Source organism: Halomonas sp. ALS9, from assembly GCF_001651035.1.
Lineage (GTDB): Bacteria > Pseudomonadota > Gammaproteobacteria > Pseudomonadales > Halomonadaceae > Vreelandella.
In genome coordinates, this window is record NZ_LXRG01000201.1 from 140,228 (window position 1) to 156,537 (window position 16,310).

Genomic DNA, 16,310 nt, shown 5'->3' on the forward strand with positions numbered 1-16,310 from the left:
AGAAGTGCCTGCTTGTGTGCTAATTGGCATGCTCGCCCATCCCCCTCACTGCTCTAGGTACCTTAGATGATCACCTTTATCGTATCGATCCTGCTGCTGATAGCGGGCTACTTTACCTATGGGAAGTTCGTTGAACGCGTGTTTGTGACTGACCGCAAACGTCAGACGCCCGCCTTCAGCATGCGCGACAACATCGACTACGTGCCGATGAACACTACGCGCAACTCGCTGATTCAGTTATTGAACATTGCCGGTGTGGGCCCCATTTTCGGCCCCATTCTTGGCGCGCTTTATGGCCCGGTCGCCTTTGTATGGATTGTAATTGGGTGCATCTTTGCCGGTGCCGTGCATGATTATCTGACCGGTATGATCTCGATTCGCAACCACGGCGCCCACTTGCCGCAACTAGCGGGGAAGTTTCTTGGCAAAGCGATGAAGCATGTGGTCAATGGCTTCGCGATTCTACTCCTTCTGCTGGTAGGCACCGTCTTTGTGACCTCGCCTGCGGCGCTGCTGGCCAATATGACCTCGCTGTCGCTGACGCTGATCATTGTCGCCATCTTTATTTACTACCTGATCGCCACGCTGCTGCCAATTGATAAAGTCATTGGCCGTATTTACCCCTACTTTGGCGCTCTGCTGCTGTTCAGTGCCGCAGGTATTGGTATTGGCTTGATTGTCACGGGCGCGCCGATCCCCGAGCTTTCGTTCCAAAACATGCACCCAGACGCTGCGCCGATTTTCCCGCTACTGTTTTTAACTATCTCCTGTGGCGCACTTTCCGGTTTTCATGCCACCCAAACACCGATCATTTCGCGCACCACGCAAAACGAAACCAATGGCCGCAAAATCTTCTACGGCATGATGATCACCGAAGGCATCATCGCGATGATCTGGGCAGCCGCCGCCATGAGCCTGTTTTACGGCGACCAGTCACTCTCCGACGTCCTGGCTGCCGGTGGCCCTGCCGCAGTGGTAAGCGAAGTGTCTACCACCATGCTTGGCGCGATCGGCGGTACCTTGGCCGTGCTCGGCGTTATTGTGCTGCCGATCACTTCGGGCGATACCGCTTTCCGCAGCGCGCGGATGATTATTGCTGACTATATTAAGATCGATCAGAAGCCGGTGATTAAGCGCATCATGGTTGCCCTGCCGCTGTTTGTGGTTTCCTACGCCTTAACCCATATGGACTTCACGTTGCTGTGGCGCTACTTCTCCTGGGCCAACCAAACCACCGCCGTCATCGCGCTGTGGGTAGGCACCATGTACCTAGTGCTATCACGTAAGCCTCACTGGATCACTTCGATCCCGGCGACCTTTATGACCATGGCAACGTTCACCTACTTAGCCTACGCGCCAATTGGTTTTGGTCTGCCGCTGCAGCTAAGCTACGTGGTCGCCGCGCTGGGTACGCTGATTTGCATCGCGCTGTTTATGAAGCGTGTACGCCGCTTAAGCCGAGCGACCTTTGCCGTGGACGAGCCGGTGCCGGGCCAGGTCACAGGCAGCAGTGAGGCGCTAGCAGCGAAATAGCTAGACGCTGACTACGCCATCAAAAAGGGCACACACCCACCACGTAAGCGTGTTTGGTGTGTGCCCTCACTTCTTCTACTACCTCGTTTAACCTCCTTTTTCGCTCCTACTCCTCGTCTTTATCGTTTCCATACTGTTGTCGTATCGCCCCATACAGACAGGGAGCTAGTCCAATGCAATTGACCAGAAGTAGGTCTCACCGCTGCTGTCGTCAACACCGTCGTTATCGCTAACCAACCAGGCATGGCCCTGCTCATTGATTGCCATCCCTTCAACCTTGTCCACCACAAAGCCGTTGTAGCTGGCGAGATCCGGTATCAGATCGCGCACGATGTGCTTCTCGACCGTCGGCAGCTCACCACCCAGTGGCGCTGGCGTCAGGCCGTCCAGCGCGACGCGGGTCACTTGCTTGACCTGGGCATCTGCGCCGATACGATTGTCCCGCTCAATCAAGTACAGGTCGCCTTGGTGCGCGGTAATCTCTGAAAGGCCTACCCAGCCGCTATCAACACGATCCAGCGGGTAGTGTACAGCGCCCCACTCGCCGCTATCGAGATCGTAGCGCAGCAGCTTGGCCATGCCTTCGGGGTCATCCTTCCAGGGGCGTTGCACCGCCAGCCAGAGCTGATTATCGAGCCGAGTAACGCCCTCCAAACCCCACTTCAGTGCCTGCTGGGCAAGCACCTCGGGTAGCGCAATGCCCTGGTCAATCTCGCCGTCGGCGCCAACATGATAGAGAGTATTGGCTAGCCCTTTATCGTTCCCTTCGGAAGCGACCCAGAAGCCACCCTCTCCATCGGTGGTGATGCCTTCCATATCCAGCCCTAGAGCAGGCTCACCATCACGGGTCACATCCAACGCCGCGGTAATTCGCGCGGGTGACGTGGAAGGATCGATGGTAAAAATGCGCGGCTGGCCGCTGTAGAAGCTGTCGTTGACTGCATAGAGCACGCCATCTGCGGCGACCATGCCAGAGAGAGCGCCCCAGCCGATCAGCTCATCACTGTCCGCCGAGGTGAGCGTGGGGTAGACCGCTGGCGCATTCTGGTGCTGGTAGATCATGACATGGGAGCGCGGGCCGCCCTCTTCGCCCAGATCGGTCTCATTGGCGGTAGCCAGCAAGCCGCGGCTGGGGATTGCCACCGCGCTTTCCGGTGAAAGCCCCGAGGGGAGTAGCTGGGTGAGCTGCGGTTCGGCAGGGTTGCTGACGTCGTAAACACCCACCAGCGAACTTCGCTCGGCGAGCAGGAATACGTAGGGCGTGCCGTCAAAAACAGCAAACTCCATCCCCTCTAGTTCACTGCCCTTGGCATCCGAACGCTTATCGGGGTAGTGGCCCACCTCAATTACCGCATGCTCGAAATCCGCCCCGGATTCATACACTAAGCGGCCGCTTTTATGGAAGATACTCCAGCCCCGGGAGCCACCATCCATATCACCCTCATTGGCAATGGCAAAGTGATCGCTGTCGATCCACTGCAGCGCATCCGGCTCGCGCAAGCGCTGAGTCTGCTGCTCATTAAAAATCAGCGCACCGTCGTCGCTGGCATCAATCCCGTCCAGATCCACCGCCCCAGCGCTGAAGTGCGACACCACTTTGCCACTGTAGTCGATCACCGCCAGGTGGTTATTCTCTTGTAGGGTAACCGCAATCTCACCTAAGGCATTGATATCGACAAACTCTGGTTCGGGATCCTCGGGAGCGATCTCGGCAAGCCCGGTCACGTCGGCGTAGAGCAGGCTGTTGCAGTTAACTTCCCCTGCATCGTTGATCTCCATCAGGGCAACAGAGCCGCCAGGCAGCTGCGGCACACGTCCATCGCCAGCATCTTCATCGCGCTCGTTCTCAATGGCGACGGCGACGAAACGCCCTTCGGGCGCTGCTGCAGCAGCCACACTGTCGGGCTGACCGTTCAAGGGGCAGGAAGCTAATACTTCACCGCTATCGATATCGATGGTGAGCAGTTGCCCGGAAGGCTCGCGGTAAGAGACCGAGGTATTCACCCCGGCATAGGCGAGATTGTCGAGCACCGTTACTGCCGTGGGCTCGCCGCCGACATCGATATTGCCCAGCGGCTGCGGATTAGCGGGGTCGCTAATATCAATTCGCCCGATCACACCCAGCGGGCTGTCCGAGTAAACCAGCGTCATACCGTCGCCTGAGGCAGCAATGATTTCCGCCGAGGTTTCACGGCTACGATCTTCGCCCTCCGCCATGTTGCTGGGGATAGCGAAGCTAGCAATACGGTTGAAGTGCTTATCCGCCGCGCTGACCGAATGTGAAGCGGCCAGCGTAATAGCGAGCGCCAACAGTGAGGGTGTACGTGTGAATGTCATGATGAAGGTTGATTCCTTGCCTAAGCCGAAGAAACATCTGGTTAAGTCATTAAACTTGCAGCATCAACTGGACTATCAAACAGCATGACCGTGTCAGGCTTATGACATTCGAACGCAGGTTTTCACAGGAAGTGGTGGTAGAGCGGGGAAGCCGAAAGCGCTTTGAGAATTGGGATACCTTAGAATGAAAAAAGCCAGTCAGTGAGTGCTGACTGGCTGCTTTCTAGCTAGTTTGGGTTGCTAGCTTTTGTTAAGCATGCAACAGCCAATGACTTACTCGTCGCCTGCCATCTGCATTTGGCGCTGCATGTAATTCTGGATGCCCACCTTGTCGATCAAACCCAGCTCGGTTTCGATGTGATCGATGTGATCTTCTTCGTCTGCAAGCAGGTCACGCAGCATATCGCGGGTAACGTAATCCTTGACGCTTTCACAATAGGTGATCGCTTCAATGTAGTCGTTGCGACCATCGTGCTCGATTTTCAGATCGCTTTCGAGCATCTCTTTGACGTTTTCACCGATGTGCAGCTTACCCAGGTCTTGCAGATTGGGGATACCTTCCAGGAACAGAATGCGCTCGATGATCTTGTCAGCGTGCTGCATCTCTTCGATGGACTCATCGTATTCCCATTTGGCGAGGGCTTTCAGGCCCCAATCTTTGTACATTTTGGCGTGCAAGAAGTACTGATTGATCGCAACCAATTCGTTGCCGAGCGCCTTATTGAGATGCTCAATAACTTTCGTATCACCTTTCATAACGTCACCTTTTCTACTGTAATGCTGATGTTTAATCTAGTTTAGACAATACGATCAAGCAGTTACGTTTGGAGAAGAGTATAGACGCAAATAGCTATACCCCCAGCGTTTCTGGGAGTATAGATAAGATAATGAAAAGTTCAAGCAAATCAGTCATTTGCTAAAGATAACCCTAACAATAGTGATTCGCGTCACACGGCGTAAGCGAGTCCCATATTGGCTTCCTGGCGCGCTTCCTGAACGGCATCGCGGGTAATCGTTTTGGCGTAGCACGCGCACTTACCACACTGCGTTGCGCAGCCGGTTGCCTCGCGTACTTCTCGCCAGCTGCGTGCACCGTCGTTAACGTGCTGGCGAATTTGATGGTCGGTTACTCCCTTGCACACGCAAACGTACATGGCGACACCTCATAGAAATCATGAGATGAATGTAAATGATTCGCATACATCTTATCAAGTAGAAATTGCTGCTTTTTGCTATCCATTCGTCTTAGTAACTATAGAGAGTGCGATAAAGTATTGTCGAAGCGATACTTTTTCCAAAAAAAATGCCGAGTGCCCGGAAAAATTATTTTTTCGGCAAAACCACCGTTTGCGTGTTGGAAGCAATATCCGGCCAGCTACGCCGCTGTTTATCGAAAAGCACCCATAAGTAGCCCAAACCAAAGGCCAGCAGCGAGAGCCACGCCACCGCGCAGCGAATCAGGCACTGCTTCAAGTTCAGCGAATAGCCATCTGCCGCTTGCACCCGCAGCCGCCACGCCTGCATGCCCAAGGTCATACCCCCACGGGACCAGGAAAAAACAAAAAACAGCGTGACAAAAAACACCAGCATGAGGCGCAGGCTCCAGATGTCACTGGCCGTTGTGCCAATTTCTTCGGGCTGCTGACCCAGCACATAGCGAAAAAACAGCATATGGACGACCGTCACCGCGACCCATATGGCAATGACCAAAAAACCGTCATACAGCATGGCGCCCAAACGGCGGCCAAGGCCCGCTGGCCATACGCTGTCCAACTGAGTAAAGCGTCGTGTTTGCCTCATTCTTGCTCAGCTCCTGGCTGGTTTTTAGCGGTTTTTAAGCGATAAGTAGCAGCGCTGCCGATGCGGCATTAACCGTTGCGACGTAGAAAGTAGATCCCGACTCCCGCGCACGCCAGTGTCGGCACCAGCACCGCCCAAACGGGCGAGAAGCCAAAAATCGTCGAGGCGGGTGCTAGCAGGTCCTGAACGTATTTAAAGCTCAGCCCGGTGACAACGCCGTAAAACACCCGGGTGCCTGCTGCCACCGTGCGCAGCGGGCCAAACACGAAAGAAGCGGCAATCAATACCAGTGAACCCATGGTGAGTGGCATTAGCATCTTCTGCCAAAAATAGAGCAGAGCCTGGTCATTCTGCAGGTTTTGTGCTTCAAGGAACTGGGCATAGGCCCAAAGCTCGCTGGGCGCCTGGCTCTCGATATCGCGCAGCAGCCGCTCTAACTGGGTGGGGGTAAAAGAGGTTTCCCAGCCCATGCTTGCGGCCTGGTCAGACTCGGTGTGGTCGTCAAAAATACGCGTGGTAGCGACGTTTTCCAACCGCCAGGCATCGCCCTCCCAGCGTGCCCGCTGGGCATAGGTGGCTTCGACAAGCTGACGGTTATCAAAGCGATAGCGAGTTAAATCGAGCACCACATCATCGGCACGAATCGCCCCGAAGCGGTAGACGCTGTCACCTTCGATCTGCCAGCCACTGCGGCTAGTCAGCATAGCGCCTTCGCCCTGGCGCTTTTCCAGCCGCCACGCCTCTGCATACTGCTCGGTACGCGGGCTAACGTATTCAGCCACTAACAGTACAACCACCACAACCAACAGCACTGGCTTCATTACCCCCCAGACAATGCGCGCCAGGGAACGGCCAGCAGCACGCATAACGGTGAGCTCGTTACTCGAGGCCATACTGCCCAAGCCAATTAGCGCGCCGATCAACACCGCCACCGGGGCGTATTGATAGAAGCGCCAAGGCGTACGCATGAGTAGGTAAAGCAGCGCATCAAAGGCGGTATAGCCCGCCTGTACATCACCTAAATCATCGATATAGGCGATGGTAATATCCAGCCCCAACAGCACGCATTGAACGACAACAATGGCTGCCAGCACGTTGCGGGCGATATAACGATCAAGACGGTCAGCCGCCGTTAACAAGGTCAGCATCAGCGCATCCCCTTCCGTTGCGAGCGCCACAGCATTAGCAGGCCCAGCCCCAAAAACAGCCCGTGTACCGGCCATACGCCCAGCGTGGTAGGCCAGGTACCGCTGCCAATGGCATCGACCACTGCCAACAGCAGGCTGAGATAGGCGACGTATAAAAAGACGGCGGGGAGCAATTTGCCAAAGCGCCCCTGGCGGGGATTAACCCGGGATAGCGGCTGTGCCAATAAGGCCAGCACGAATACCATTAATGGCAGGCCTGCACGCCACTGGAACTGCGCTTGCGCACGTGAGCTAGGGTTATTCCAAAGCGCGGGCGTAGTCGCATACTCCAGTGAATCCAGCTCCTGTCGGTCGCGATTCAACCCAAGCCTTAACGTGTAGCGTTGAAACGTGAGCCGCTCGGCGCTCTTCTCGCCCGGCGTCACCCCGTAGCGCTCACCGTCATTCAACATCAGAAAACGGCTGCCCGTTTCGAGCCGAGTTTCCTGATAGCCCGACGCCGCACGGGTAACGTAGTCATGGGTGCCTTCGTCGCTCTGCTGATTCTGCTCGTGCACCAGCACGTTCTGCATTTCCGTACCATCGCTGGAGAAACTACCGATATACGCGGTACGGCCACCGCCGAACTCCTGAAAGCGCCCAGGGGCCAGTACCGAAACATCCAGGCGACTACGCTGCTCTTCCAGCGCGGTCTCGGTTTGCAGCGCCCCCAAAGGCGTCAACCACAGGCTGCAGATACCGACCAGCAACGCCACAACGCTGGCGGGCAACAGCGTTACTTTCAGCAGCCGCGTGGGACTCATCCCACAGGCAACCATCACGGTAATCTCACTGTTCATATAAAGCTGCCCGTAAGCGAGCAGGATGCCTAGAAAAAACGACAGCGGTAGGATCAGTTCCATAAAGCCAGGCAGGTGAAACATCATCAGGCTGCCTAACATGGTGACGGGGATATCACCTTCTGCCGCATCCGAAAAATAGCGGATAAAGCGACTGCCCATGATCACCAGCAGCAGAATGCCAGCGACCGCCGACATGGTGAGTAACACTTCGCGAGTTAGATACCGAAATAAAATCAACGCGCTCTCCGGCTAGTCGTGCAGGATGCCATGCAATAAGCGTATGGCTTGGGTACACTAATCAAACTATTCTCAGTCCCTTTTCAAAATCAAAAGCAACGAGGCATTATCCCGAATCCCTCGATGCTTGTCTTGTTGGAGACGTCATGGAATTTTCCGTTCAGACCGCAAACCCAGCCAAAGCTGAAACACCCTGCCTCTTGGTGCCGGTTTTTAAAGCGGGCGACCTGCTGCCCACTGTCGCCAAACTGGACGACGCCAGCGAGCGCCTGATCGGCCAGTTGCTGGAGCGCGGCGACTTTGACGCCGCGCTGGGCAACGTGCAAATGGTACCCTTTGCCCCAGGCCTGGGTGCCGAGCGCATTTTACTGATTGGTTTGGGTGAGCGCGAAAAATGCCAGGAAGCCGCCTTTATCAAGTCGCTGGATGCGGCCATGACGGCGCTGGTGAAACTGCCCATCGATGAAGCCAGCGTGGTATTTAGTGATATCCCATTGACCGATCGCGACGCGGCCTGGAAAGCGCGCAAGGTGATGGAAGCCGCAGAGCGGGCCATTTATCGCTTTGATCAGTTCAAATCGACCCCTACACCGGCTCCCAGCCTTGCCAAGCTGACGCTAATTATCAACGATGCCGACGCCGTGCCCCAGGTGAAGCAGGGTGCGTTAGTGGGCAACGCCATCGGCCAGGGCATCAACTACACCCGCACCCTGGGCAATATGCCCGCTAACGTCTGCACCCCCCGCTACTTGGCCGAGCAAGCAGAGCAGCTGGGGCGCGATTCAAAAGGCGCACTTGAAGTCGATATTCTTGATGAAGAAGCGTTGGAAGCGCTGGGCGCAGGCTCGCTGCTTTCTGTGGGCATTGGCAGTAAAGAGCCATCATGCCTGATCGTGATGAAGTACCAGGGTGCTGAAAACAGTGATGAAGCCCCTCATGTGCTGATCGGTAAAGGCATCACTTTTGATACCGGGGGCATTTCGCTCAAGCCCGGCGAAGGCATGGACGAAATGAAGTTCGACATGTGCGGCGCTGCCAGCGTTTTCGGCACCGTCAAAGCCGTGCTGGCGATCAAACCCAAGCTCAACCTGGTGTTTATTGTTGCCGCTGCGGAAAACATGCCCGACGGCCATGCCACCAAGCCCGGCGACATCATCAAAACCCTTAAAGGGTTGACCGTCGAAGTGCTTAATACCGACGCGGAAGGCCGTTTAGTGCTGTGCGATGCGTTGACCTACGCCGAGCGTTTTACGCCGGCCAGCGTAGTGGATATCGCCACTCTCACCGGTGCCGTAATTATTGGCCTAGGCCACCACGCCACCGGTCTGCTCTCCAACGACGACGATCTAGCGCTGGATCTTCTGGATGCGGGCGAAGCCGCTTGGGATCGCGCTTGGCACCTGCCGCTATGGGACGAGTACCAGGAGCAGTTGGAGTCTAACTTTGCTGATTTAGCCAATATTGGTGGCCGCCCCGCGGGCACCATTACCGCCGCGTGTTTCTTGTCGCGCTTTGCCGACCACTTCCCCTGGGCGCACTTGGATATCGCTGGCACTGCCTGGCACTCCGGCAAACAAAAAGGCGCCACCGGCCGCCCGGTCGGGCTGTTAACCCAGTACCTGCTTGACCGTGAAACGGACGCCCAGGTAGAAAATAGCGACGTCTAACAACACAATCAGGCAATCAACGGTTGCCTTTATTTGACGCAACCGTTACACCTAAACACATTAGCGTGTGCCTTATCTCAAGGCACACGCTACGCCCACTTTAACGCTTATATTACGACGCCTATATTTGCCCTTCAGGGCTTGGATCAAGTAGAGAGAACATGCCGTGCCCACTAACTTTGAGATTTTGCCATCCAACCAGCCGATAGCCGATGAGATCCGTGACAACATTCTCAAGAACCCCGGCTTTGGCAAACACTTTACCGATCACATGGCCCATGTGCGCTGGACCGTCGACGCCGACTGGCACGGCCATCAGGTACGTCCCTACGGCCCGCTAACCCTCGACCCGGCTGCTTCTGTACTGCATTACGGCCAGGAGATTTTTGAGGGCATCAAAGCTTATCGCCACGCCGACGGCTCGATCTGGACATTCCGCCCGGAGAAAAACGCCGAGCGCTTCCGCCGCAGTGCCCGTAGGTTAGCACTGCCGGAACTTTCCGATGAAGACTTTATTGGCTCGCTAAAAGCGCTGCTCGCTCAAGATCACGCCTGGGTACCCACGCCCGCCAACGCCTCTGACGAGTGCAGCCTCTATCTGCGCCCGTTTATGATCGCCTCAGAAGCCTTCCTAGGCGTTCGCCCTGCCCATGAAGTCGACTACTATGTTATCGCCTCCCCCGCGGCGGCGTACTTTAAAGGCGGCATTGCCCCGGTATCGATCTGGCTCTCGTCTAACTACAAGCGTGCTGCTCCCGGCGGCACCGGCTTTGCCAAGTGTGGCGGCAATTACGCCGCTTCATTGGCCGCGCAAAAAGAGGCCGAAGCCCACCAGTGTGGCCAGGTCGCGTTCCTTGATGCCGCTGAAAACAAGTGGGTCGAAGAGCTGGGCGGTATGAACCTGTTCTTTGTCTTCAAAGATGGCCGCCTAGTGACACCACGCCTGACCGACACCATTTTGGAAGGCGTAACGCGCAACTCGGTACTCACGCTTGCCAAAGATGAAGGTCTAACGCCAGAAGAACGCCCGATCAGCATCGATGAGTGGCGTGAAGGCGCGGCGTCGGGCGAAATCACTGAGGTATTTGCCTGCGGTACCGCTGCGGTCATCACTCCGGTGGGAGAGCTGGTCACCGAGAACGAACGTATCAAGCTAGCTGCCGGTGGCAATAATGAGATTGCTATGCGCATCCGTACCAAACTGCTCGACCTGCAGTACGGTCGCAGCGAAGATAAGTACGGCTGGCTAACCCAGTTGGTTTAAGCGGTTTTAAAACCAACGCTTATCCTTCCAGCACCGCCGCACTCTTGCGGCGGTGCTGTTTGTAATCGACGTATCTGATATCGTTTTACCTGGAACCGCCATGGCGCGCATTGATTTCTACATTCTGCCCGATACCACTTTGGAGGCACGCTTGCAGTTTGCCTGCAAACTGGCCGAGACCATCTGGCGCAAAGGCTACCGCCTGCATCTCCACTGTGAAGACAAAGCCCTCGCCGAGCAAGCTGACGACGCGCTATGGAATTTCCGCCCGGACGCCTACCTACCCCACGCCTTGGAAGACAGCGAGATGGCCGCCAGCGTGCCGATCACGCTAGGCTGGCAGCAGTTGCCAATGCCCACGGAAGAGACCGCGCTGCTTAATCTGCACCCTGAGATCCCTGACGGCGTAGAAAACTACGCGAGAATTGCCGAGATCATCAACCAGCACCAACAAGTACTGGTCGCCAAACGCGCCTGTTGGCAGCGCTATAAAGAAATGGGTCATGAGGTCGTGCCGCATAAGTTGGGTTAAATGGCCGGGGAGGCCATCCACCATAAACACATGACCCCGCACTTGGCGGGGTCATCAACAAAGTTAGGCAGTTGATATCACTGCGGGACGTCTTCGCTTTAGCCACCCTGTTGCTGCATCTGCTCCTGCATCTGTTGTTGCATTTGCTCCTGCTGCTGAGCCACGGCCTCATCCAGTTGATCGCGCTGCCCCTGAGTGAAAACGCCTTCGATCTGAGACTGTATGATAATGCTATCCGCGGTCATCTCGGCCGTTAGGTCACCAAGACGCTCTGCATCTGCCCGAATGGCGGCTTCGTCGTAATCAGGCTGAACGTGCTCACTGAGTTGCTGTTGCAACTGCTGGGCTTCCTGCTCATTGGCACCAACGTCGTCTTGCATCTGGGTCAAAAGGTTGCTGAGTTCTTCCTTCTGCCCATCATTCAGATCCACCATTTCGTCGAGTTGGTTAACCTGGTCATCGACACTGGGGGCACCACCCCCCATTTGCTGGGCCATGGCGGGAACACTGAATGCCAGTGCTGCAACTGCTGGAAGGAAAAGCTTGGCTACGTGCATAAAAACTCCAATTGCGAACAAATTTGTACTTCCTGCCCGACGAATCCTGACGGGTCTTGTAATCCGACACTGCTGTTTTTAAAAAATTCGTCGTAACGGTAAATTGTTGATTACCATAAGTGTGGCCTTGCCGCGCTATTCGCATCCATGGAGACGTCAACGTGCTCACGCGCTACCCTTTAGCCGTTATTGTTATCGCCCAACTGTTTGGCACCTCACTGTGGTTTAGCGTCAATGGCGTTGGCTTGGCGCTGCAGGAGGCCGTAGGCCTTAGCGAAAGCGATTTAGGCCTGCTCACCATCGCCGTTCAGGCCGGGTTTATTACCGGCACCCTGGCGATTGCCACCACGGGTTTGGCTGACCGCGTGCGCGCCAGCCACCTGTTTGCTATTTCGGCCATCCTCGGCGCGCTGATCAACGCCGCTTTTATCGGCGTGGCGGAAAGCGTAACGCTGGCCGCTGTGGCGCGCTTTGCGACAGGGCTCTGCCTGGCGGGTATCTATCCGCTGGGAATGAAGCTGGTTGTGAGCTGGACACCCAGCCACGCCGGCGCCGCGCTGGGTTGGCTGGTGGGCATGCTGACCCTAGGCATTGCCTCACCGCACCTGCTGCGCGGTTTAACGCTACATTTACCCTGGCAGTGGCCACTGCTGCTGGCTTCACTGCTGGCGCTGGTTGCCGCGCTGATGATTTTCAAGCTAGGCGTAGGCCCGCACTTGCCTGCCACTGCCAAAAGCGGCCGCCCCTGGGCAGGGTTAGCCGCATTCAGGCATCCGCGCTTTCGCGCCGCCGCGCTGGGCTATTTTGGCCACTGCTGGGAGCTGTACGCGCTGTGGGCGCTGGTGCCGTTTCTGGTTGCCCGTGAGCTGGAACGCTTGGGCGCTTCCAACACTGCGCAGCCGTGGCTAAGCTTTGCGGTCATTGCGCTGGGCTTACCAGGCTGCGTACTCGCAGGCAGGTGGAGTCGCCAGATTGGCAGCGACCGAGTCGCCTGCGTCGCCTTGGCCACTTCGGGTGCGCTGTGTTTGGTCTATCCCCTGTTGGGCAGCGCCTCGCCCTGGCTGTTGCTGGCGCTTCTGGGCTTATGGGGTGTTAGCGTGATTGCCGACTCCGCACAGTTTTCGGCGCTGGCCAGCGCTACGGCTCCCGCTGATCGACTAGGCGCGGCGCTGGCGATGATGAACGCAATTGGCTTTGGGATAACCATTCCCTCAATCGCGCTGGTCACCGCACTGTGGTCGACCCAGTCGCTGACGGTAATCTGGTGGCTATTGCCGGGGCCCATTCTCGGGCTAATCGCCATGCGCGGGTTTTCTGCCCATACCGTCACGGTCGACGATCGAGGGTGAGTAGCCCCTGACGATCTGGGCTCTATCGCGGTATACTCTCGCGCAATACATTTTCATATTTTGCACACTTATTGCCAGCCGTGAGCCAACTCTCCATGGAAAAGACCTACCAACCCGAACAGATCGAAACCCGCTGGTACGAGCGCTGGGAAGCCGATAATCGTTTTGCCCCTTCCGGCCAGGGCGCGCCTTTTTCGATCATGATTCCACCGCCCAATGTGACCGGCAGCCTGCATATGGGCCATGCGTTCCAGGACACCATTATGGATACCCTGACGCGCTGGAAGCGGATGCAGGGTAACAATACCCTGTGGCAGGTAGGCACCGACCACGCCGGTATCGCCACGCAGATGCTGGTGGAGCGCAAGATTGCGGCTGAAGAGGGCAAGACCCGCCACGACCTTGGCCGCGATGCGTTTATCGACAAGGTGTGGGAGTGGAAGCAAGAGTCTGGCGGCCACATTACCCGCCAGCTACGCCGTATGGGCGCTAGCGTCGACTGGTCTCGCGAACGCTTCACCATGGACGACGGTTTCTACAAAGCGGTACAAGAAGTGTTTGTGCGCCTGCACGAAGAGAAGCTGATCTATCGTGGCAAGCGTCTGGTCAACTGGGATCCGACCCTGCACACCGCTATTTCCGACCTGGAAGTGGAGAACAAAGAGCAGCAGGGCAGTTTCTGGCACTTCCGCTATCCGCTGGCGGACGGCGTTAAAACCGCCGACGGCAAGGATTACCTGGTGGTCGCCACGACGCGCCCGGAAACCCTACTGGGCGATACCGGCGTGGCGGTGAATCCAGACGACGAGCGCTATGCCTCGCTGGTCGGTAAATTTATCGAGCTGCCGCTGGTCGGCCGTCGTATCCCGGTGGTCGCTGACGAGCACGCCGATATGGAAAAAGGCTCCGGCTGCGTCAAGATCACCCCTGCCCACGACTTCAACGATTACGAAGTCGGCAAGCGCCAGAACCACCTGCTGATCAATGTCTTCTCCAAAAACGCGGCGATCCTTGAACAGGCCGAGATCTTCGATCTAAAAGGTCAGCCCCAGCCGGATGAAGACGCCAACCTGCCCGCCAAGTACGCAGGGCTTGATCGCTTTGAAGCGCGCAAGCAGATCGTTGCCGATATGGATGCCCTGGGCCTGCTGGAGCAGGTCGAAGCGGTTAACAACACCCTGCCCTACGGCGACCGCTCCGGCGATGTGATTGAGCCGCTGCTCACCGACCAGTGGTTTGTGGCCGTGGAGTCCCTCGCCAAGCCCGCCATTGAGGCGGTGGAAAATGGCGATATCCAGTTCGTGCCCAAGAACTACGAGAACATGTACTTCGCCTGGATGCGCGACCTGCAGGACTGGTGTATCTCCCGCCAGCTGTGGTGGGGCCACCGTATCCCCGCTTGGTACGACGCCGAAGGCAATGTCTATGTTGCCCGCACGGAAGCCGAAGCTCGCGAGAAGCATGAGCTGGGCGACGATATTGCGCTTACCCAAGACGAAGACGTCCTCGATACCTGGTTTAGCTCGGGCCTGTGGACCTTTGGCACCCTCGGCTGGCCGGAGGAAACACCGGAGCTGGAGACCTTCCACCCCTCCAGTGTGCTGGTCACCGGTTTTGACATCATCTTCTTCTGGGTCGCCCGGATGATCATGATGACCCTGAAGTTCACCAAGCAGGTACCGTTCAAGACGGTTTACGTACATGGCTTAGTGCGCGATGGCCAAGGGCAGAAGATGTCCAAATCCAAGGGCAACGTGCTGGATCCCATCGACCTGATTGACGGCATCACGCTGGATGAACTGCTCGAAAAGCGCACCGGCAATATGATGCAGCCGAAACAGGCCAAGGCGATTGCCAAAGCCACCAAAGACGAGTTCAAAGACGGCATTGAAGCCCACGGCACCGATGCGCTGCGCTTTACGTTCCTCTCCCAGGCCACCACCGGGCGTGATATCAAGTTCGATATGAGCCGTCTGGATGGCTACCGCAACTTCTGCAACAAGCTGTGGAACGCCTCGCGCTACGTACTGATGAACGCCGAAGGCGAAGATTGCGGTACCAGCGGCGAAGAGGTTGAGCTTTCACTGGCTGACCGCTGGATTATCTCGCAGCTGCAGAAAACCGAAGCTCAAGTCACCAAAGCACTCGACGAGTACCGTTTCGACCACGCTTCCCAGGCGCTTTACGAATTCATCTGGAACGAGTATTGCGACTGGTATCTGGAACTTTCCAAGCCGGTATTGTGGGAGGATGACGTACAGGGAAGTACTAATGCCGAGGGAGACAGGACGTCGGGAGCGGCGGAGCTTGCGAAACGCAAGCGGGGAACGCGCCGCACGCTGGTACGCGTACTCGAAGCCATTCTGCGCCTTGCCCACCCTATGATGCCCTATATCACCGAAGAGATTTGGCAGCGTGTCTCGCCGCTGGCGGGTGTGTATATGGGCGACGATGCCTCGATCATGCTGCAAGCCTGGCCGGAAGTCGACGAAAGCAAAATCGATGATCAGGCCAGCCTGGATATCGAGTGGCTGAAAGGCGTCATCATCGCCGTGCGTAACATTCGCGCCGAGATGAACATCGCCCCCGGCAAACCGCTCGACGTGCTACTCACCAAAGGCAAGCCCGAAGACGCCGAGCGCTTGGAGAGCAACCGCCGCTTCCTTTCCAAACTCGCCAAGCTGGAAAGCGTTACCTGGCTTGAAAACCCGGATGATGCCCCGCTTTCGGCAACACAGTTGGTAGGCGATATGGAAGTGCTGGTGCCGATGGCAGATCTGATCGACAAAGACGCCGAAATCGCCCGCTTGAGCAAAGAGATCGAGAAGCAGGACAAGCTGATCGGTAGCATCGAGAAGAAACTCGGCAACGACGGCTTTATCGCCAAAGCGCCGGTGTCCGTGGTCGAAAAAGAGCGTGGCAAGCTGGCCGAATTCCAAGCCACCAAACAGCTGCTGGAAGAGCAAAAAGCCAAGATTGAGGCGTTGTAATCACACGCTAAGCATCGAAAACGGCACCCGAAAAGGTGCCGTTTTTAGTTTCGC

At 56.6% G+C, this 16,310-nt stretch carries 13 protein-coding genes; 6 read left to right on the forward strand and 7 right to left on the reverse strand.

What is annotated here, in order from left to right; all coding sequences use genetic code 11:
- The first annotated feature begins 66 nt into the window (after positions 1-66).
- Positions 67-1,533: a carbon starvation CstA family protein gene (locus A6R74_RS18500; RefSeq protein ID WP_064235947.1), complete on the forward strand. Its 1,467-nt coding sequence runs from the start codon at positions 67-69 to the stop codon at positions 1,531-1,533.
- A 165-nt stretch (positions 1,534-1,698) separates the two neighbouring features.
- Here the strand turns inward: A6R74_RS18500 and A6R74_RS18505 are convergent, their stop codons facing one another.
- From A6R74_RS18505 to lptF, 6 genes are all read right to left on the reverse strand, one after another.
- A complete protein-coding gene (locus A6R74_RS18505) occupies positions 1,699-3,870 on the reverse strand; it encodes an esterase-like activity of phytase family protein (RefSeq protein WP_064235948.1) in 2,172 nt (723 codons plus the stop codon).
- 273 nt (positions 3,871-4,143) lie between these two features.
- Entirely contained in the window at positions 4,144-4,626 is a 483-nt protein-coding gene (gene bfr, locus A6R74_RS18510; RefSeq protein ID WP_009288515.1) for a bacterioferritin, read from the reverse strand.
- 191 nt (positions 4,627-4,817) lie between these two features.
- The gene (locus A6R74_RS18515; RefSeq protein ID WP_040479399.1) at positions 4,818-5,024 is read right to left on the reverse strand and encodes a (2Fe-2S)-binding protein; all 207 of its coding nucleotides are present in this window, start codon (positions 5,022-5,024) and stop codon (positions 4,818-4,820) included.
- 169 nt (positions 5,025-5,193) lie between these two features.
- Positions 5,194-5,670, reverse strand: coding sequence for an RDD family protein (locus A6R74_RS18520; RefSeq protein ID WP_064235949.1), 477 nt, complete (start codon positions 5,668-5,670; stop codon positions 5,194-5,196).
- Positions 5,671-5,738: 68 nt separating this feature from the next.
- On the reverse strand, positions 5,739-6,818 hold the full coding sequence (gene lptG, locus A6R74_RS18525; RefSeq protein WP_064235950.1) for an LPS export ABC transporter permease LptG: 1,080 nt from the start codon (positions 6,816-6,818) through the stop codon (positions 5,739-5,741).
- The gene (gene lptF / locus A6R74_RS18530) at positions 6,818-7,897 is read right to left on the reverse strand and encodes an LPS export ABC transporter permease LptF (RefSeq protein WP_082906746.1); all 1,080 of its coding nucleotides are present in this window, start codon (positions 7,895-7,897) and stop codon (positions 6,818-6,820) included. Before lptF ends, lptG begins: the two co-directional genes overlap by 1 nt.
- A gap of 146 nt (positions 7,898-8,043) precedes the next feature.
- On the opposite strand from lptF, the gene A6R74_RS18535 reads away from it, so the two are divergent.
- The 3 genes from A6R74_RS18535 (at position 8,044) to A6R74_RS18545 (ending at position 11,360) form a co-directional block, all read left to right on the forward strand.
- A complete protein-coding gene (locus A6R74_RS18535; protein ID WP_064235951.1) occupies positions 8,044-9,564 on the forward strand; it encodes a leucyl aminopeptidase in 1,521 nt (506 codons plus the stop codon).
- A 166-nt stretch (positions 9,565-9,730) separates the two neighbouring features.
- A complete protein-coding gene (locus A6R74_RS18540) occupies positions 9,731-10,828 on the forward strand; it encodes a branched-chain amino acid aminotransferase (protein WP_064235952.1) in 1,098 nt (365 codons plus the stop codon).
- 100 nt (positions 10,829-10,928) lie between these two features.
- Complete coding sequence (locus A6R74_RS18545; protein ID WP_064235953.1) at positions 10,929-11,360, forward strand: DNA polymerase III subunit chi; 432 nt, start codon at positions 10,929-10,931, stop codon at positions 11,358-11,360.
- Positions 11,361-11,458: 98 nt separating this feature from the next.
- Here A6R74_RS18545 and A6R74_RS18550 read toward each other — a convergent pair whose 3' ends face one another.
- On the reverse strand, positions 11,459-11,917 hold the full coding sequence (locus A6R74_RS18550; RefSeq protein ID WP_064235954.1) for a Spy/CpxP family protein refolding chaperone: 459 nt from the start codon (positions 11,915-11,917) through the stop codon (positions 11,459-11,461).
- A 161-nt stretch (positions 11,918-12,078) separates the two neighbouring features.
- Between A6R74_RS18550 and A6R74_RS18555 the strand changes: the two genes are divergently transcribed.
- Positions 12,079-13,266: an MFS transporter gene (locus A6R74_RS18555; RefSeq protein WP_064235955.1), complete on the forward strand. Its 1,188-nt coding sequence runs from the start codon at positions 12,079-12,081 to the stop codon at positions 13,264-13,266.
- 95 nt (positions 13,267-13,361) lie between these two features.
- Positions 13,362-16,256, forward strand: coding sequence for a valine--tRNA ligase (locus A6R74_RS18560; protein WP_064235956.1), 2,895 nt, complete (start codon positions 13,362-13,364; stop codon positions 16,254-16,256).
- Positions 16,257-16,310: the final 54 nt, after the last annotated feature.